Origin of the sequence: Arthrobacter sp. zg-Y877 (genome assembly GCF_030373105.1) — a bacterium.
GTDB lineage: Bacteria > Actinomycetota > Actinomycetes > Actinomycetales > Micrococcaceae > Arthrobacter_B.
This window is the reverse complement of record NZ_JAUCPU010000003.1, coordinates 444452-463393: the sequence shown is the minus strand read 5'-3', so window position 1 is coordinate 463393 and position 18942 is coordinate 444452. Positions and strand designations below refer to the sequence as shown.

Here is an 18942-nt window from a genome sequence, read left to right as displayed (position 1 = left end):
GGCACGTGAGCATGGCTAGAAGCGGGTTTCCGTCTCGTTCAAGCGTGTCCGAGGATAGGACACACGCCTATCCTGCAAAGATGTCAAGTTGGGTTTGTGCAGAACATGTCTCGTGGTTCCCAGGAACCTACCATGACCCCACGCGGTCCTTGTTTCAGAAGGTAGCTTGATAGGTGGTGTGCTGTTTCATAGGAAGGTATCGGGCCATTTTGAAGCGGCTGCGCGAAAGATGTCTCCGTCGATTATGTTTGGCCACCCGAGCTACAAACATGCCACGTAGGAAACGACGGCGACCGGCCGGTTTCCGTGGACTCCGTGGCTTAGACTTCAGGCGAGTGTTCACAAGAGGAGGTTCCATGACGGCATGGATGGTGAGGGCTGGCAGCGCAGGAGAGCGCGAACAATGGGCCTTGGATAACGGTTACACGGGCGCTGGGTATGGTGACGTCGACTCTTTGGCGGATTGCGTCACTCGTGAAGATGTGACGCGCAAAGTGAGCCTAGGTATTCCCAACAGTTCGTCCGGCGCTGTGAAGAATTTCGCGGCACAGCTGTGGGCACTGAAGGACCGTATGGAAATAGGCGACTTGGTTGTGATGCCCCTGAAGCGAACCTCGGAGGTCGCCATTGGCAGCATCGACAGCGAGTACACCTACTTAGACGATCCTGACCCTCAGCGCAGGCATGTGCGCCGGGTGACGTGGAAAGTCACCGATCTCGCCCGATCGCGGATCAAGCAGGACCTGCTGTACTCCCTGGGTGCCTTCTCTACGGTTTGCCAAATCCAGCGCAACGACGCCGAATACCGGCTTCGCGCGTGCATTTCAGGAGGAGCCGATCCAGGGGCGCGCGTGGGTTCATCCAAACCCATGCTTGTTCCTACCCCCTCAACTCCCACAGTGCGGATGGATGACCCCGAACTTGTAGAACCCCCGGTGGATGTCTCGCGGTACGCCGCAGACTCCATTGCGAGCCGGCTCATCGAGGCCTTCTCCGGTCACAAGATGGAAGGGCTTATCGCCGATATCCTCCGGAGCGCGGGTTACGTGTGCACTGAGCACGGTGAAGGAACGGACGATGGGATAGACATTGTGGCGGGAAAAGGAATCCTCGGCCTCGAACCGCCACGGTTGATTGTGCAAGTGAAAAGCCAGGCATCGCCGGTGGATTCGCCTACCGTCTCGCAGCTGCACGGTTCGCTGGCAATCCACGGCGCGGACCAGGGCCTGCTCGTAGCGTGGGGCGGTCTCACCAGACAGGCCAGGAAACTGCTGGAATCCCAACGCTTTGCCATTCGGGTTTGGGACGCTGATGAAGTGGTGGCGCAGCTGCAGGAGCACTACGGCTCCCTCCCGGCCCGGGTGCGACGCGAACTTCCGCTCAAACAGATCTGGACGCTGGCCGACGAAGCCGGGTAAACCGGGGGACATGGGACAGATCCTTATCCGGCAACCGGACGGCACATGGCGCGAGCCGGACCCCGCCGGGTACGCTGCTGAAGCGGAATTGCAGCAGATCCTCGCCGAACACCCGGAGCTAATCCCGGGTGTCAGCGCCGACGCCGTGACCTGCCGGGAGTTCCAATCGGCAGCCGGGCCGGCCGACGTGGTCGTCGTGGATGTCGACGGGCAGGTGACGCTTGTGGAGTGCAAGCTCGCCAGCAACCCGCAGATACGGCGCGAGATTGTGGGGCAAATGTTCGACTACGCCTCGCGCCTGTGGAAGATGGGCATCGAGGACTTCGACGCCCGATGGCAGGATCGGACCAGTCAATCACCGTTCCCTGCCGACGACGACGGCGTCCGACTGCGGGAAGCCGTCGCTCGGAATCTCGAGCAGGGCCGGTTTCGGATTGTCCTGGCGGTCGATGCGATCAACGAGCCTCTGAAGCGGATGACTGAATACCTCAACGCTATGTCCGGACCGGACACCTCGATCATCGCCGTCGAATATGCCCGGCTTACGCAGGGGACGGTTGAGATGCTGATGGCCCAGACCTACGGCGAGGAACTGGCGGAGGCGAAGGCGGCGTCGGCCGCTCGTGGCCGGACGGTGTGGGACACGGAGACGTACCGGGCGTGGCTGCAAGACAACGAACCGGCGTCGGTGCCGAACTTCCTGGCATTCATCGAAGAGGCTGCGGCCCTGGGGCTGGAGTTCGAAGGGTCACCGGCCGACCGCCCGACGGGCGGACTGAAGATCCACGACGCGCAGGGCAGACGGCTCGGTACCGTGTCCCTGTTCCACTTCTCAGGGCTGGGCACGTCGGTGGAGTTCAAGCTCATCCCCATGTCTCGGCTGCCCGACGGCGAGTGGCCGTCAGAGGGAGCCGTCGAGGCGTTCCTGAGTGAGCTGGAAAGCATCCCACAGCTGGCCGACGTCGGCTCGAATCTGCGCGCCAGCAAGTTCACCACCCGGCGGCCGAACGTCTCCCTCGCATCGCTGGACGAGGAATCCGTGCGCCGCGGTTTGCGTGCCCTGAGGCTGTTGCGGGGGAGCGGACCCGTCTCGTCGGACAGCGCCCCGCCGCTGCCCTAATGGGACAAGACACGAGGGCGGGGCCCCGATTCGGCCCTCGCCCTTCCGTCTGCAAGGATGCTTCTAAGCCTGCTGATAAAGGAGTTCTTCATGCCTTCCCCCGCCTCCACCCCGAACGCCGCCACCTACGGGGTGCACTCGGAGGTCGGCAAACTGCGCAAGGTCCTGGTCTGCGCACCGGGCCTCGCCCACGAACGGCTCACCCCCACCAACCGGGAAGACCTGCTCTTCGACGACGTGATGTGGGTGGAAAATGCCCAGCGCGACCACGCCGACTTCGTCACCAAGATGGAAAACTCCGGCGTGGACGTCGTCGAGCTCCACGACCTCTTGGGGCAGACCATGGACATCCCCGAGGCACGGGCATGGCTGCTGGACCGCAAAATCATCGCCAACCGGGTCGGACTAGGACTGGTTTCCGGCACCCGCGCGTTCCTGGATTCGCTGACCAGAGCGGAACTGGCACGCTATCTCATCGGCGGGCTCGCGACGTCGGACCTTCCCGCGGACTACCGCACCGATTACATTGCCCTGGCACGTGAATCCTCGGGCCGGCCCGAGTACCTGCTGCCGCCGCTGCCGAACACGCTCTACACCCGGGACACCACCTGCTGGGTCGGCGGCGGGCTGACGCTGAACCCGCTGTACTGGCCTGCACGCCACGACGAGACCCTGCTGATGCAGGCCATCTATAAGTTCCATCCGGAGTACGCGGCATCCACCGTGTGGTGGGGCGACGGGGAACAGGACTGGGGCCAGGCCTACCTGGAAGGCGGGGACGTGATGCCGGTGGGCAACGGCACCGTGCTGATCGGCATGGGGGAGCGCACCTCCCGCCAGGCCATTACCCAGCTCGCACAGTCGCTGTTCGCGGCCGAGGCCGCCGAACGGATCGTGGTGGCCGGCATGCCCAAGCTGCGGGCCGCGATGCACCTGGACACGGTTTTCACGTTCGCCGACCGGGACCTGGCCACCATCCACCCGGCCATCGTCGACGGCATCCACGCCTTCACCCTCCACCCGTCGGACCGCAGCCCCGGAGTGGAGGTCCGCGACCACCGCGACCGCCGCTTCGTGGACGTCGTGGCCGAGTCCATGGGCTACAAAAAGCTGCGCCTGGTGGAGACCGCCGGCGACTACTCCGCCTCCGAACGGCAGCAGTGGGACAGTGCGAACAACGCCGTCGCGCTGGAACCGGGTGTGGTGCTCACCTATGACCGCAACACGCAGACCAACGCGGCCCTGCGGAACGCCGGCGTCGAAGTCATCCCGATTGTCGGCGCCGAACTCGGCCGTGGCCGGGGCGGCGGGCACTGCATGACCTGCCCGATCATCCGGGACGGCTTGGACTAACGACGACGACGGCGTCCCGCGGCTGGCATGTGACTGCGGCCCCGGCCACGGTTTCAAGTTGGGCTTACGTGAACGCACCGCCTTTGACGGGTACACGCCTTTCCACTGCAGGGACCCCGTCGGCAACTGTCTCGAGGTGCTGACCGCCGATTCGGACCCCGCCGTCTCCTTCTGAGAGGATTGTGGTGAGCCGCTGACGGAGGAGCCTCCGCAGGAAGCGGTCCGTCCCTCCACAGATGTCTAAGCGGTGTTGCCTCAGTGGCCGCCACATCCGATTGGAAAAGAACCGTGTCTAATGCGCCTGCTTCAGGGGACAAAGCCCCAGCAGCCAAACTCTCCCTGCTGACCCTCACCACTGTGGTGATCGGGTCCATGGTCGGGGCCGGGGTGTTTTCCCTGCCCCAGCGCTTCGCCGAGGAAACCGGGGTGTGGGGTGCACTGGTCGCCTGGCTGATTGCGGGTTCCGGCATGCTGATGCTGGCTTTCGTGTTCCAGCGGCTGTCCATGCGCAAACCAGCGCTTGATGCGGGGGTCTTCGCCTACGCCAAGGCCGGCTTCGGAAATTACGTGGGGTTCTTCTCCGCAGCGGGTTACTGGGCCAGTGCCTGTGTCGGAAACGTCACCTACTGGGTGCTCACCATGTCCACGCTGGGAGCCCTGTTTCCGCAGCTTGGCGCAGGGGACACCCTCCTCGCCGTCGTGCTGTCCTCGGCCGGGCTGTGGGGATTCTTCTTCCTGATCCGGCGCGGCATCAAAGAAGCCACGGCCATTAACCGGATAGTCACGATCGCCAAGGTTGTTCCCATCCTGGTCTTTGTGCTGTTTGCTGTCTTTCTGTTCGACCCCGCCGTCTTCGCGGGAAACCTTACCGGTGCGGACTATACGGGGCCGCTGTTCGAGCAGGTCAGCAACACGATGCTGGTGACGGTGTTCGTGTTCCTGGGTGTTGAAGGTGCCAGCGTGTATTCGCGCTATGCCCGACGGCGGGAGGACATCGGCCGGGCCACCGTCCTCGGATTCCTGAGCGTCTTTGCCATCTTTGCCTCGGTCACGATCGTTTCCTACGGCGTCCTGCCGATGGAGCAGCTCGCCGAGCTGCGCCAACCATCCATGGCGGGTGTTCTGGAAGCGGGGGTGGGGGCCTGGGGGCTGGTGTTCGTCAGTGCAGGGCTGATCATTTCGGTGATGGGGGCTTACCTGGCCTGGAGCCTGATGGCAGCGGAGGTTCTGTACGTGGCCGCCACGGAGAAGGACATGCCGCGGTTCCTGTCCCGGGTCAGTGAGGACGATGTCCCGGTCAACGCCCTGCTGCTGAGCACCCTGCTCAGCCAGCTGGTAATGGTCATCACCTACTTCTCCGGGGACGCCTTCGACTTCGCACTGGACATGACCGCGGTCCTGACGTTGTTTTCCCTCCTTTTCGCGGCCCTATACGCCCTCAAGCTCGGTTGGAGCGGGGAAACGTATGAAGGAGCCCCGAGCCGCACCCGGCGGGGCGACCTGGCCATTGCCGTCATTGCCACCATTTATTCTGTGTTTCTGGTCTATGCCGCCGGGCTGCCCCTGGTGCTGCTTTCGATGATCTTCTACGCCCCCGCCACAGTCCTGTTTGTGATCGCACGCCGTGAACAAGGGCAGCACGTTTTCCGGGGAGGGGAGCTTATCCTTTTCCTTATTACATTGGCCGGAGCCGTCGCAGGCGTGCTCGCCCTGGCCCGGGGCTGGATAGCGCTCTGAGCAGAGGGCGTGCCGCGTCCAGCGGTTTGCACCCGAAGGTGGGCAAGCTGCGCAAGGTTCTGGTCTGTGCCCGGGTCTGACCCACGAACGGCTCCCGCCGACCAACCGTGAAGACCTGCTGTTCGACGACGTCATGTGGGTGGATCGCCCAGCGCGACCACGCGGACGTCGTCGCCAAGATGACCAGCCGCGGCGTCGACGTCGTCGAACTCCACGACCTGCTGGGCCCGACCCGGGTACCTGCTGCCGCCGCTATGAATCTTCTACTGGCCGGCCCGGCACGACGTAATCCTGCTGATGCAGGCCATCCATCTGTTCCATCCGGACTCCGAACGCCAGCAGTGGGACAGCGCGAACAACGCCGTCGCCCTGTAACCCGGCGTGGTGCTCACCTATGACCGCAACACCCAGACCAACGCGGCCCTGCGGAACGCCGGCGTCGAGGTCATCCCGATTGTCGGGGCCGAACTCGGCCGGGGCCGCGGCGGCGGGCACTGCATGACCTGCCCGATCATCCGGGACGGGATCGACTAACAACGACTGGGGCGTGAGGAGACCTCACTGGGCAGCAAAGTCAGCCGATCTCCGGGATTCTAGCCTGCAAGGCGGAATGCACAGCCCTCAAGTGTGAGGCCAGCAGCATATGTTGGGACGTCGACGCTAAAGCGGGGTGCGGTGCTGACGAAGTTGTTTTGGATGATGTTGCCCTGGGCGTCGGAGACTTCCCAGTAGCAGTTGGTGACCTTGTCCAGGACCGTTTCCCACGTGCCTGGTTGGATGTCGATGCCTACGAGATAGTGTCCGGACGCTACCTGCCGCCCTTCCTCCGATGCCAGTTTGGATGCGTCCTCTGCGGCGACAAGAGTTCTGCCATATGCAAGGGAAGCTTCAATCGCGGTTGCCTTGGGGTGGTTGGGGCAAAGCATGTAGGCCCCCTCTAATTCTTTGGCCTGCATCGCGGTGAAGACCTTATCTATGGGAGGCCCGCTGAGAACCGTGCACAGAGAGTAGAGGCTATCCAACCCTTCCAGTCGGTAATCGGCTGCTTCAATAGCTGCCAGTTCAAGTTCACTCGGTATGCCCTCGGACTGCGTCCCGTAATGGCAGTCGGTTAAGGGAACGGGTTGGTCCCATACTTCCTCAAGCGACTCGAATTGGAGCACTTTTCCGTTGACCAGGCAGCCGTAGGTGATTGCGATGGAAGTACTCGTTGGCGAGGGGGTCGGCGAGGAAGACGTCCTTGGTGCCACAGATGGGGATACCTTCGGGGCGACGGGCGCTGTGGTTTTCGCTTGCAAAGCGGTGGCAGGGTTCGGTTCCGTTGGACTGTTACGACCCAACGCAAAACCTGAAACCAGAGCGACCAGCAGAACGACGAGCAGCGCTCCCACCCAAAACAGGTACTTCTTATTCAACTTTCCCCCACAGATTTGATTCGGAGATCAATCTACCCTGCCTACCAGCACCGTTCACCACCTTGATTATCAAGATGCGGCACGCCGTCATACCGGCGTCGAGGTCATCCCGAATGTTGGGGCCGAACTCGGACGCAGCCGCGGCGTTTCCATCCGCAGCCTTACTGGCCGAGATGTTTCGCCAGTGAAGGACCACTGCGGCAATGATTAGCGGGACGTGGATGGCGGGGAGATTTCTGGCCAGCCATTGCGGGAGATAGATGTCGGTGACAGATCCGGTACTGTCTCCGAGATCTCGTGCCACCGCCGTAAGCGGACAATGAAATCCGTTGGAGGTGAAGACTAAGGTCTCCGCGGCTACCACCGTGGCCGCGATGCCTACGGTCTGGTCGGACCGCTTCCGGACGCCGCTGACCAGTACATAAAGCATGCAGCCCTCGATGGTGACCCACGCGAACGTGTGAAATGCCTTCACCGCTCTAAGTAACCCGCCGCGTTTATCCATGCCTCATTGTCGCGCCCGCTCTCGGGAAAGGACCCTAGGTATAGCACCCCTCGGTGGTCTGTGATGGTGGCTACCGGCGACGACGACGGCGGCCCGGTGTGGGTGCCGCCGTCGCCATCGACGACCCGCCGCTCCCGGCGGGGCGGAACCAAAGCATCCCTCCTACTTCTCGCAGAAGGCCGCATCCACGGTTGTCATGACGGACTTGTAGTGTTCCAACATCTGCTCTTCGTTGGACGGATCGCCGATGCCCCCGGGAAGTGAAGTCACGGCCACGGTGAAGGCGGTGCCGTCCTCGGCCACTCCGTTGCGCGTCTCGTAGCCGTGGATGTCTCCGCCGTGGCCCCAGATATCGCCGCCGCAGCTCAGCGGATGGCTCTGCAGACCGAGCCCGTATTCCGAGCCAGGCCAAAGGCTTTCCTCGTCGGGTACGGGTACCGTCTTCTGCATTTCGCTCATCGACTCTTCGCTGAGCAGACGGCCGTCGAGTGCAGCCCGGGTGAACTCGTTGACGTCGCTGGGGCTGGCGATGATCTGCCCCGCCGACCAGGCCCAGGAGGGATCCAGGGTGGTCACATCGAACCGTTTGCCGTCGGCCTCCATGTGGTACCCGGACGGATGGTCGCCCCGGAAACCCTGCTCACCCACGGTCGGAAAATAGGTGTGCTGAAGGTCGAGGGGTTCGATGATGCGTTTTGTGATCTCCTCAGAGAGGGGACGCTGCGTCACCTTCTCCACGATCAGCCCCAGCACGACGTAATTGGTGTTGGAGTATTCCCAGCGTTCCCCCGGGGCGAACTGCGCCGGATGCGCAAGGCCAAGATCGAGCAGGTCCCGGGGCGACATATAGGCGTGTTGAATCTTCTTGATGTCGACGGCAAGTTCATCCGAGAACTCGGGCAGCCCGCTCGTGTGCTGCAGCAGCTGCCGGACGGTGATGTTCGCGCCGTCGATCCCTTCGCCGCGGACGAGCCCGGGCAGGTACGCCTCGACGGGAGCATCGAGCTCCACCAGTCCCTGCTCCACGAGCTGCAGCACGGTGACGGCGGTGAACGTCTTCGTGTTGCTGCCAATGCGCACCTCCCCGTCGACCGGTACGTCCTCGCCGGTCTCGACGTTTCCCACGCCGGAAACGTAGTCATCGTGGCTGCCGTCCGGGTGCGTCACCGAGGCCAGCGCGGCGGGAAAGCCGCGGTCGACCAGGCCGTCCAGCTGGTCCTGGACCACCACCGCGTTGCCGGCAGCAGCGGTGGGGGAGTCGGTGGCATCAGCGGCGACAGAGCCGATGCCCCACCACGCACCGGCGCTTATGGCGCCGGCCGCCAGCAGGCCCGTCGCTGCGAAGCCCAGGGTCCGGTTTAGCGACGACGGCGTCTTGGTTCCGCCCGGGGTTGTCGCGGGTTCTGTTTCGTAGGACATGGTGGCGTTCCTTCCGTTGCGAGGGAGGGCACGTGGTGCTCCTGGTCCCTCTGGCTAGTGGTTACCACCAGCCTTCCCGGAGGCGGGTCCCGGCGCCCCAGACCTGCGAACAGGATGCGGACTGTTCTTGCGGATAGGGCGCCGGCAGCGTTCCCACGCTTACGCTGAAAAAATGCTTGAATCTACCTCACCAGCCAGTCATGGGCATTCTGAAAGAACTTTTCGGCCTGAGGTAAATGGAAATGATGCGATGCTAAAGATTTCGGCCCAGCCCCGGGCCCGCAATGCGCTGTGGGATTTGCTACCCATAGTGCTCATTGTGTTGCTGGCACTTGGTTACGTGTTCGGGGTCCTCGCGTTCGAACCCGATGCGCTGGAAGGTCCCGGAGATTTCCTGCCGGTGGTCTTGATGCTCGCCCAGGCCGTGTTCCTGCTCGCCCGGCACCGCTTTCCGGCGGGGGTGCTTCTGGCAGTTGTTGCGCTGGACGCCCTCACGCTGGTGTTTTCCTCCGGCGAGGTGGGCACCGGCACCATTGCGGTGATGGTCGCGGTGTACACCTACGTCCGCGCAGCCAGCGGCCGGAGGCGTTACCTGGTACCGGCGGGACTTGCCGCGGCCGACGTCGTCGTCACGATGTTCGCCGTGCAGAGCAGCGCCGTGGTTCCACCCGAGCTGATCCCCACGTTCGCCGTGGCACGCACCCTGCTGGTCTTTGGGCTTGGCGTGGGTGCCGCGGAAATCCTTGGCGGCAGGGCACGGCTTCTGGAGGCGCTCCGCGAGCGGGCGGAGGCTGCCGAACGCGAAAAGGAACACCGGGCCGAGGAAGCGGTCCTGCGTGAGCGGACCCTGATGGCCCGGGAACTGCACGACGTCGCGGCCCACCACCTGACCGGCATCATCGTCAGCGCCCAGGCGGCGCATGCCCTGCGGACCTCCGATCCCGAGAAATCCGGAGAGTACATCCGCCAGGTGCAGGGTGCCGCGAGGACAACCCTGGATAACCTCCGGCAAACGGTGGGGCTCCTGCGGGCCGACGCCGAAGGGGAGCTTGCCCCCGTAGCCTCACTGGAGAATCTCCCTACCCTGGTGGCAGAAGCATCAGCAGCCGGCGCCGACGTCGCCTTCGAAGAGTCCGGCACGCCTCGCGATCTCCGGCCGCTGGCAGGCATCGCGGCGTACCGGATGGTGCAGGAATCCCTCGCCAACTCACTTCGCCACGCTCCCGGTGCAGCCCGCGCAGTGCGGGTGGACTACGGGCCGACGTCGGTGCGGCTGACGGTGAGCAACGATCCGCCGCGGGCAGGTGCGCCGCGGGCAATGGACAAGCAGGGTTCGCGTGAAGGGTACGGTCTGATCGGCATGGCCGAACGTGCAGCGCTAGTCGGCGCAACACTTCGCACGGGGCCCGACGAGAACGGCGGCTGGGTCAACAGCCTGGTCATTCCGGACGACAACACCTACGACGACAAACCCTTCGAGGACAACAAATGACGATCACCGTAGCCATCGCCGATGACCAGGCCATTGTCCGTGCCGGACTTCGGGTCATTTTGGAAACCAGCCCGGACATCGAGGTCGTTGGCGAGGCATCCGACGGACACGAAGCGGTGGAGCTGGTGCGCGCAAAACGTCCCGACGTGATCTGCATGGATATCCGGATGCCGGGCCTCGACGGCATCTCTGCGACGCGGACCATAACCGCCGATCCGCAGAACACCACAGGTGTGCTGATGTTGACCACCTTCGAACTCGATGATTATGTCTTCGGAGCCCTCGAAGCCGGCGCCTCCGGATTCCTGCTGAAAGGCGCCGACGAGGAGTCGCTGCTGGACGCGATCCGTTCCGTCGCCCGTGGGGATGGGACACTCGATCAGCGGTTGACCCGCCGCGTCCTGGTCGAGTTCGCAAACCGGACCGCCGGGCCGCGCCGCCCGCCGACGTCACCGGCGGTGCCGCTCACCGCCCGGGAAACAGAAATCCTGACGCTGTTGTGCGAAGGGCTTTCAACCTCGGAGATCGGTGAACGGCTCTTTGTCGAGTCAACCACCGTCAAATATCACGTGGCAGGAATCCTGACGAAGACGGGCGCGCGGGACCGGCTGCAGGCCGCGGTCTGGGCCTTCCGGAACGGTGTTGTCTCCGTTCCCCGCTAATCAGCACCATCACGATCAGCGCCCCAAAGAAAACTAGCGCCCCATCACCTTCCGCAGCTCGTCGACAATGCGGGTGGCCCGGTCATCGTCCCCGGATTCCATCCAGTTGGTAATAAACGCCATGCTGAGGTCCAGTCCGGGCTCGGCAAAGGCCACCTGGCCGCCGGCGCCGTCGTGCCCGAACCCGTCCGCCGAGACGTATCGCCGCGCACCGGAATCCAACTGGAAGCCGGCGCCCCAGCGTGGCCACGGAGCAGGTGCAGGAAACACGGGTGCTCCTTCACTGCGGACCTCGGTGGCCCGTTTGAGCACCACCGGGTCCAGCCGGCGGGTGGCGGCGGTGTCATGGATGGCGGATGACCAGGCGGCGGACAAACCGCGGGCCGTGGCAACAGCTCCGGCCCCTGGGAACTCCGCAGCCCTGGCATCGGGACGGTTGAAGCCTGCGTCCGGACCCACCAGCTCCTGGGGGAACGCATGTCCCAGCGTCATCGCGGCACTGGGCCAGTCCGGTTCGCCGGGCCAGCTTGCCGCCTGCTGCGCCCGGACGGACTCGAGCAGGCTTTCCGCTGCTTCACTGTGGGCAATGTCCGTCTGGCGCTCCACCGGCACACCGAGGTGCAGCTCAGCGCCCAGCGGACCCGCCAGCGTTTCGGCGAGGTGCTGGCCCGGCATCTTTCCGGTGACGCGGCGGATGATTTCGCCGCTGAGCCAGCCGTGCGTCAGCGCGTGGTAGCCGTAGCCGGAGCCGGGCTCCCACAGGGGTTCCTGCTCTGCAAGCAGGACCGTCATGGTCTGCCAGTCGAGGGCTTCCGCCAGCCCCACAGGTGTCCGGAGGGCCGATACTCCCGCACGGTGGGAGAGCGCGTCACCCACGGATACCGCACCTTTGCCGTGGGCACCGAACTCCGGCCAGATATCGGCGAGCGGCATGTCGTAATCCAGCTGCCCGGCCTCGACCAGCCGGGCGATGAGCAGGGACATGATCCCCTTGGTGCAGGAGAAGACCACCGTGGACGTGTCGCTGGTCCACGGGCTGGAGCTGCGCGCGTCTGCCACCCCGCCCCACAGGTCAACCACCAGCTGGCCCTGATGGTGCACGGCCAGTGCCGCACCCATCCGCGGCCGTCCCTCGAAGGCAGCGGCAAAGGCATCCCGCACCGGCAGGAAGCGTTCGTCCGCTGTCCCGTGGACCGCGCTCATGCGCTGACCTCGGTCCGGGCGAACGAAAGGGACCCGTCCGGCGCCCATTCCAAGGGCAGGGGGTCAGAGATCCCGCCGATGAAGGTGCCCTCGCTGTCGACGTTCTCAAACGCCAGCAGCGCCCAGTCGCCGGTCCTGGTGCGGACGGCACGTCCGGCGTAGAGATCTTCGGTGGTCAGCTGCACGGCGGAGGCGACGTCGAGCGGGCTGTCCAGCACATCGGTATCCAGAGGCAGCGCCCAGATCCCGCCCTGGACTCCGTCAGCCTTCCGCCGGCCGGCCAGATGGTCGGTGTCGCACGAAAACAGCAGGACGGGCCGGTCGTCGATGGTCACCAGCTGGATCACCTCGAGATGGGCGAACCCGGCACCCGGTTCGCTCAGGGGAGGCTGCACCGTCCAGTGCTGGAGGTCGGTAGACGTGGCGTGACCGATGACTCCGCGGTCCCGCCCGGAACCGGTCCGCGACCGGGCGGTGAGGAGCATGTGCCAGAGGCCGGCGGAATCCCGGTGGATCCAGGGGTCCCGCCAAGCTTCCTCGTGCCAGGTGTCGTCGGCGAGGGTTTCGTACCAGCGGGGATCGGCAGAGAGGGAACCCGTCTGCTTGGTCCACGTCACGAGGTCGGTGGAGACGGCCCGGCCGACCGTTTCCACATTGGTGACCGTATCGGCGGACAGGAAGCGGGTGCCGGTGTAGAACATGTGCCACGAACCATCGTCGGCCTGGACCACGCTGCCGGTCCAGGTGGCGCTGCCATCAAAGTCGGCTGCCCCTCCCGGTTCAAGCACAACGCCGTGGTCGACCCACCGCTGGAGGTCCGCGGAGGTGGCGACGCCGATGCGCGCGTTCCGGTGGCGAAGGTGGGGATCCAGCAGGGATTTCGGCGCGTGGAGGTAGTAGAGGAAATCCTCGACGCCGTCGTTGGCGTGCCAGAAATCCCAGACCCAGTGGTCGGTACGGGTGAAGCCCATGGTGCGGATCCTTAGATGGGTAAGAGGTGCAAGGTCAGCCCTTGACGGCGCCCTGCAGCAGGGCGCGGACAAACTGACGCTGGAAGATGAGGAACACCACGATGGCCGGCGTGATGATGAGCAGTGCTCCTGCGTTCAGGAGGGGGATGCTCAGGGAATACTGCCCCTGGAAGAAGGTGAGCGCTCCGGCCACGGTCCGGTCCAGCGGGTCGGCAATAAGCACCACCGGCAGCAGGAACTGGTTCCAGGTCCAGAGGAACAGGAGGATGGCCAGGGCCGAGAGTGCGGGCAGGGCGAGGGGGAGCTGGATCTGCCGGAACTCCTGCAGGACCGACGCCCCGTCCACGCGGGCGGCTTCGGACAACTCGCGGGGCACATTGATGAAATGGGCCCGCATCCAGAAGACGCTGAAGGGCATAAACAGCCCCAGGAGGGGGAAGATCACGGCCCAGGGCGTATTGAGGGTGCCCAGGGACTGGGACTGGTAGTACAGGGGGATGATCAGCGCCTCGAACGGGATGGTCAGTCCTGCAACGAAGAAAATCAGGACCGCCCGGCCGCCCTTCGGGGCCAGCGCTCCGAGGGCATACCCCGCGAGGGTAGCGATGAGCATGGACGCAGGCACCACCCCCAGGACGATGAACGCGCTGGAGGTCATGAGCCGCCAGACGTTCCCCACCTCAAAGGCCGTAACGAAGTTGCCCCACTGCGGATCGGTGGGCCAGACGATGCCGGTGGGATTCCGGTCCGCCGGCTGCAGCGCCGCAGACAGCATGCTGATCAGGGGAAGCAGGGTCAGGATCAGCGCCGCCGCAAGCAGCAGCCGGCCGAGTATCAGTTCACTGCGGCTGGTACGCATCAGTCGTTCACTTTCGAAAGTCGCTGGATGGGAAGGACCACGAGCAGGACCAGGACCATAAGCACAATGCCGAACGCGGAGGCCAGGCCGACGTCGCTCTGCGTAAATCCGATCCGGAAGATCGAGATGCCCGGGACCAGGGTGGTCCGGCCGGGGCCGCCCTGCGTGGAGGTGTAAATGATGTCGAAGCTGCTCAGGGCGGCAATGATGGTCAGCGTCGCGAGGACGGCGATTTCCTGCCGCAGCCCCGGCAGCGTCACGGTGAAGAACTCCCGCCACCAGCCGGCACCGTCCAAACGGACGGCCTCATAGAGCGACGAGTCGATCTTTCCGATGCCGGTCAGCAGCAGCACTGTGCACAGCCCGGTCAGGACCCATGAACCGATCAGCCCGACGGCGGGAAGTGCCGTGCCGTAGTCGGCCAGCCAGGACCGGGTAATACCGCCCAGGCCGACGGCGCTGAGGAACTGGTTGACCGTGCCCGTCTGCGCGTACATCCACGACCAGGCAATACCGGCCGCGGCAAGCGGCACAATCTGGGGGAGGAAGAGGATGGTCTGCGCGGCGGAGGACAGCAAACCCTGGCGCATCGACCGGATCAGGCTGGCCAGGATCAGCCCCACGCCGATGGGTATAAGGGTGAAGTAAATGATCAGGGTCAACGCGTTCAGGATGGAGCCGAGGAGCTCGGGGTCCGTGACGACCTGGAGGTAGTTTTCCAGTCCCGCGAAGGTGGCGACCCCAACGCCGTTCCAGTCGTAGAACGAGTACTGCAGTCCCATGCCAAGCGGAACGACGACGAACCCGACGTACACGGCGAGAGCTGGAAGGAGCATCAGCCAGGCCACGTAGCCTGCCCGGCCCGGCCGTTTGCGTTTTCCCTGCTTGACGGCGGCCGCAACCGGCCCTGCCGGCGTCGAACCTGCGGCTGTGGTCTCGTCACGGCCGGCGGAGCGGCGTCGGACAGGACGGGTGGCGGCCTTCTGCATTAGTCGCTCACTTCGCTCTCGTAGAACTTCTGCACGCGGTTGACGAACTCTTCACCGCTGATCTCGCCCGTCACCAGCAGCTGCGACTCGGGAATGATGGAGCCGGAGTAGATGCCCGCCGTCGTGTTGGACATGAAGTCGACCTGGCCGTTTTCCTCACCAACCTGGGCAGCCATCTCCAGCGCCGAGGCGATCAATGATCCTTCCTCCACGGTGGGCTGTTCCAGCGCGGGATCCCCACCGGGGGATGCTCCGGTGACGTCGGAAATGATCTGCCGGGCTGCCGGGTCCGTGTGGATCCAGTCGAGGAAGTACGTGGTGGTATTCAGGTCATCGGAGCCTGCCGCTACGGAGAACGAGTTGGCAGCGCCCATGGCAACGTGGTCACCGCCCGCTTCGACCGGCGGGACCAGGAAGAAGGAAACGTCGTCGCCCAGGGCCTTCTGGTAGTTGGCAGCCTCCCAGTTGCCGTTGAAGGTAAACAGGCCGTCGCCTTCGGAGAACCGGCTGACGAAGGTGAAGTAATCGATGGCGTTGATGTCGGAGGGGAAGTAGCCCTTGTCGGCCCAGGTGCGGATCACTTCTGCGCCCTGGATGTTGCCTTCGGTGGCGTACGAGCTGCCCGGTTCGTTGAACATCCAGGAGAGGAATTCGTCCTTGTCCGCGTACTGGTTCATGGCCGCCTGAATGGCAAAGTTCACCACGCCGTCCTTGTCGCCGGCCATGATGGGCTGGACTCCGCCGGCCTTCGCCGTGGCAAGATCCTCTTCGAGCTCGGCCATGGTCTGCGGGGGACCATCAATGCCCAGCTTCTCGGCAATGGCGGTGTTCATAAAGATGCCGGTGACGCTGTAGCCCAGACCCACCTGATACAGGGGACCGGATCCACGCGTGCCCTCGTCATTCATGCGCAGGGGTGCCAGCTGCGATTCCGGCCAGGCATCCCATCCGTAGGCCTCGGCGTACGGATCCAGGTTTGCGAGCAGCCCATCACGTGCAGTGTCGCCGATGGTGGGCAACCGGATCAGGTCCGGCGGATTGTCTCCGGCAAGCAGCTTGGGGGCGTTGGCCGTGAGGTTTTGGAAGGTGTCCCGGGTGACCTCAAAGGTGACGTTGGGGTGCTGTTTGGTGAACTCCTCCGCCAGTTTGTCCGTGACGGGGAATCCTGTTTCGTCAGCGATCGTAATCGTGACGTCCTCAGAGGTCAGCTCGGTGCTCACCTCGACGCTGGCATCGGAGGAATCGGCAGCCGGTCCGCTGCTTCCCGGAGCGCATCCGGCGAGGGTGATGCCGGCGGCGGCCATAAAGGCAGCTACGGCAACTGGTCGACGGCGCCCCGGGCGCTGCAGTAATGAATTCATGCTTGACTCCTTTGTCAATGATTCTGGTGGCTGTCGGTATGCCGTGTGCTAAATCCATTCAGCACTACACAGCCTGCTGCCTATTCGTCAATTGCGCAAGTGAATTTGTGGAGTCGTTTTAGAGAGTTAGCATCAAGCAGGAGGAAATATGACCACCAAGCGTGTGACGCTTGCCGACGTCGCTCGTCGGGCAGGTTTGTCGTCTTCCGCTGCGTCCATGATTCTTAACGGCCGTCCGGATACCAGGCTGTCCAAAGACGCCCATGACCGGGTCAACCGGGCGGCCGCCGAGCTGGGTTATCGCCCGAATGTCGCGGCGCGCAGCCTGCGGATAGATAAAACGCAGACCATCGGATTTGTTTCGGACACCGTTGCCACCACGCGTTTCGCGGGCGGGCTCATCAAGGGAGCTTTGGCTGCAGCCGAGCAGGCGGGCCATGTCATTCTGCTGGCCGAAACAGGCGGGGATCCCGCACGCGAAACCCAGGCCATTGCCGCGCTGCTTGACCGGCAGGTGGATGGAATTGTTTTTGCCACCACGCGGGCCCGTGAACTGTTCATTCCCGACCTGCCGGGAAGCACACCGGTAGTGCTGCTCAATGCCATCAATGAGCACTATTCGACGTCGGTCCTGCCCGACGAGGAGCGTGGAGGCCGTGCGGCGGTCTCGCTGCTCGCGGATGCCGGCCACCGGACGGGCCTGGTGCTCATAGGCCATAACGAATTAAAGGAACGGGACGTTTTCCGGTCAACGACTGTTGCCCGCCGACTGAATGGAATCCGGGCGGAAATGAAAGATAGGGGACTGTCTTTTGCGCGGGAGGAATCCATTTGGGACTGGGAACCGCACACCGGCTACGCCGCGGTGAATGCCCTTCTGGAGGAGATGCCGGATGTCCGGGCGCTGGTCTGCCTGAATGACCGGCTGGCCTTTGGGGCGTATCAGGCACTCACCGAGCGGGGCCTGAAGGTGCCTGAAGATGTTTCGGTGGTGTCCTTCGACAATGACGAAATTGCCTCCTATCTTCGCCCCGGCCTGACGACCGTAGGGCTTCCCCATGAGGAAATGGGCGCAAGGGCGGTTTCGCTGCTCCTGGAGGGAGAAGCGCACGGCGAGCACCTCATCGAAATGCCCGTCATTATCCGTTCGTCAATTCAGTCGGTGGAGCGCTGACCCTGATATTCGGACCGCACCGTTTCCCCGGATTCCGGGGTGCTCCGGGCGCGGCCGACGACGCCGAGCCCGCTGATCCCGCACGCTGCCGCGGCAACGGCGAAGGCCAGCCCGTAGCCGCCTAGTTCAATGATGGTTCCCGTCAGGGCTGACCCGGCCGCCTGCCCGAGGATGAGACTGATAAACAGCACCGATGTGCCGGCAGCACTGCTGGCTGCCGCCTGTCCCGCCCAGATGATGAGGACTGACGTCGCGGCGGTGTACGCGAGTCCGAACAGTGCGGCGGTGGTAAATGAGATCGTGATGCTCCCCGGCGCGAAGGCCATGGCGCCGGTGGCCGCCCCGGTGGCCAGCACCGTGACCGGCCAGGTAAGCCGGATCGAATGCCGGGCCAGCCAGGGGGCGGTCAGCACAGCAGCAGCACCGCCGACGCCGAGGGCAATCCAGGCGCCGGCAGAGAGTGCGACGGGCATCCCGCCGGAGTCTTCGAGCAGGGTTCGGCCGTAGACCCAGATTGCAGCGCAGCCGATGCCGAAGACGAAGGCAGCAAGGATCGGCCGCAGCAGTCCACGCAGTCCCAGGCCACGCAGTCCCCGTTCCGCTCCCAGCCGCGGAGCGGGTTGGGTGCCGTTTTCCCGGGCGGCGCCGTCGTCGTCCCGGCTTTCAGTGTGGCCCCTGCCTGATCGCGAGACGTCGGCCCGCAGCACCCCGACCATTCCGGCCACCGCGATCACGGCAATGAGTGCCCAGGCCAGCCGCCACGAGGACCCGAGCGCCAGCGCGAGCAGCCCGGCTGCCACGACACCGAACCCGGTCCCGGAGTTCACCACCGACTGCCGCTTTGCCGCGTGGATCGGTTTCGTATTGCGCTGGACGAGTTCCACCAGCGCGGGGGAGGCGAAGCCCGCACCCATTCCGGCCAGCAGCACCGCGGCGGCAAAAATCCCCGTGGATGGAGCGGCCGCAATCCCCGCGGAGCCGACTGCCGCCGTCGTGCCCGCCAGGACCGTGACCAGCCGGGGATGCCGCGGCGCATAGACAAACCCCAGCCCGGCGGAGACGCAGTAGATCACCGAGGCGCCGGAGGCGAGCAGTCCGCCGACGGCCGGCGTTAATTCAAAGGAGGCCGAGAAGGCCGGCAGGAACAGGCCGTAGCCCAGCCGGGCCAGCCCGTAGGTTGCCGCGATGAGGGTCACGGCGGCAACCGCGAAGAGCGGTCCGGCGGTGGAGACTGAAGGCTGTAACGGTCGTTTCATTGAAACGT

Annotated in this window: 16 protein-coding genes and 1 pseudogene; 8 read left to right on the top strand and 9 right to left on the bottom strand. The window is 64.5% G+C overall.

What is annotated here, in order from left to right; translation table 11 throughout:
* Positions 1–356 precede the first annotated feature (356 nt).
* From QNO03_RS09630 to QNO03_RS09610, 5 genes and pseudogenes are all read left to right on the top strand, one after another.
* A complete protein-coding gene (locus QNO03_RS09630) occupies positions 357–1418 on the top strand; it encodes a restriction endonuclease (RefSeq protein ID WP_289603123.1) in 1062 nt (353 codons plus the stop codon).
* Positions 1419–1428: 10 nt separating this feature from the next.
* Positions 1429–2538: a hypothetical protein gene (locus QNO03_RS09625; RefSeq protein WP_289603122.1), complete on the top strand. Its 1110-nt coding sequence runs from the start codon at positions 1429–1431 to the stop codon at positions 2536–2538.
* Between the two features lie 90 nt (positions 2539–2628).
* Complete coding sequence (locus QNO03_RS09620; protein WP_289603121.1) at positions 2629–3891, top strand: arginine deiminase; 1263 nt, start codon at positions 2629–2631, stop codon at positions 3889–3891.
* A gap of 288 nt (positions 3892–4179) precedes the next feature.
* Entirely contained in the window at positions 4180–5628 is a 1449-nt protein-coding gene (locus tag QNO03_RS09615; RefSeq protein WP_289603120.1) for a basic amino acid/polyamine antiporter, read from the top strand.
* A gap of 324 nt (positions 5629–5952) precedes the next feature.
* A pseudogene (locus QNO03_RS09610) lies at positions 5953–6162 on the top strand (arginine deiminase family protein); the annotation flags it as partial.
* 59 nt (positions 6163–6221) lie between these two features.
* Here QNO03_RS09610 and QNO03_RS09605 read toward each other — a convergent pair.
* The 3 genes from QNO03_RS09605 to QNO03_RS09595 all read right to left on the bottom strand — a co-directional run bounded on the left by QNO03_RS09605 (position 6222) and on the right by QNO03_RS09595 (position 8967).
* A complete protein-coding gene (locus QNO03_RS09605) occupies positions 6222–7043 on the bottom strand; it encodes an Rv1352/Rv1906c domain-containing protein (RefSeq protein WP_289603118.1) in 822 nt (273 codons plus the stop codon).
* On the bottom strand, positions 7036–7548 hold the full coding sequence (locus QNO03_RS09600; RefSeq protein ID WP_289603117.1) for a hypothetical protein: 513 nt from the start codon (positions 7546–7548) through the stop codon (positions 7036–7038). The genes QNO03_RS09605 and QNO03_RS09600 overlap by 8 nt, the downstream gene beginning before the upstream one ends.
* Before the next feature lie 162 nt (positions 7549–7710).
* Complete coding sequence (locus tag QNO03_RS09595) at positions 7711–8967, bottom strand: serine hydrolase domain-containing protein (protein ID WP_289603116.1); 1257 nt, start codon at positions 8965–8967, stop codon at positions 7711–7713.
* 250 nt (positions 8968–9217) lie between these two features.
* Between QNO03_RS09595 and QNO03_RS09590 the strand changes: the two genes are divergently transcribed.
* Positions 9218–10459, top strand: coding sequence for a sensor histidine kinase (locus tag QNO03_RS09590; protein ID WP_289603115.1), 1242 nt, complete (start codon positions 9218–9220; stop codon positions 10457–10459).
* Entirely contained in the window at positions 10456–11121 is a 666-nt protein-coding gene (locus tag QNO03_RS09585) for a response regulator transcription factor (RefSeq protein ID WP_289603114.1), read from the top strand. Before QNO03_RS09590 ends, QNO03_RS09585 begins: the two co-directional genes overlap by 4 nt.
* 33 nt (positions 11122–11154) lie before the next feature.
* On the opposite strand, the gene QNO03_RS09580 is transcribed toward QNO03_RS09585, so the two are convergent.
* Genes QNO03_RS09580 through QNO03_RS09560 form a run of 5 tightly spaced genes read right to left on the bottom strand, consistent with a single transcriptional unit; the run spans position 11155 to position 16504 of the window.
* On the bottom strand, positions 11155–12324 hold the full coding sequence (locus tag QNO03_RS09580; RefSeq protein ID WP_289603113.1) for a serine hydrolase domain-containing protein: 1170 nt from the start codon (positions 12322–12324) through the stop codon (positions 11155–11157).
* Positions 12321–13295 (bottom strand): glycoside hydrolase family protein, encoded by a 975-nt coding sequence (locus tag QNO03_RS09575; protein WP_289603112.1) that lies wholly within the window; start codon positions 13293–13295, stop codon positions 12321–12323. The genes QNO03_RS09580 and QNO03_RS09575 overlap by 4 nt, the downstream gene beginning before the upstream one ends.
* Before the next feature lie 34 nt (positions 13296–13329).
* Complete coding sequence (locus tag QNO03_RS09570) at positions 13330–14154, bottom strand: carbohydrate ABC transporter permease (RefSeq protein ID WP_229949353.1); 825 nt, start codon at positions 14152–14154, stop codon at positions 13330–13332.
* Positions 14154–15143, bottom strand: a complete 990-nt coding sequence (locus QNO03_RS09565) for a carbohydrate ABC transporter permease (RefSeq protein ID WP_502874574.1) — start codon at positions 15141–15143, stop codon at positions 14154–14156. Before QNO03_RS09565 ends, QNO03_RS09570 begins: the two co-directional genes overlap by 1 nt.
* Entirely contained in the window at positions 15143–16504 is a 1362-nt protein-coding gene (locus QNO03_RS09560; protein WP_289603111.1) for an ABC transporter substrate-binding protein, read from the bottom strand. Before QNO03_RS09560 ends, QNO03_RS09565 begins: the two co-directional genes overlap by 1 nt.
* Positions 16505–16652: 148 nt before the next feature.
* Between QNO03_RS09560 and QNO03_RS09555 the strand changes: the two genes are divergently transcribed.
* On the top strand, positions 16653–17678 hold the full coding sequence (locus QNO03_RS09555; protein WP_289603110.1) for a LacI family DNA-binding transcriptional regulator: 1026 nt from the start codon (positions 16653–16655) through the stop codon (positions 17676–17678).
* Here QNO03_RS09555 and QNO03_RS09550 read toward each other — a convergent pair.
* Positions 17660–18934, bottom strand: coding sequence for an MFS transporter (locus QNO03_RS09550; RefSeq protein WP_289603109.1), 1275 nt, complete (start codon positions 18932–18934; stop codon positions 17660–17662). The two genes, QNO03_RS09555 and QNO03_RS09550, sit on opposite strands and share 19 nt — an antisense overlap.
* Positions 18935–18942: the final 8 nt, after the last annotated feature.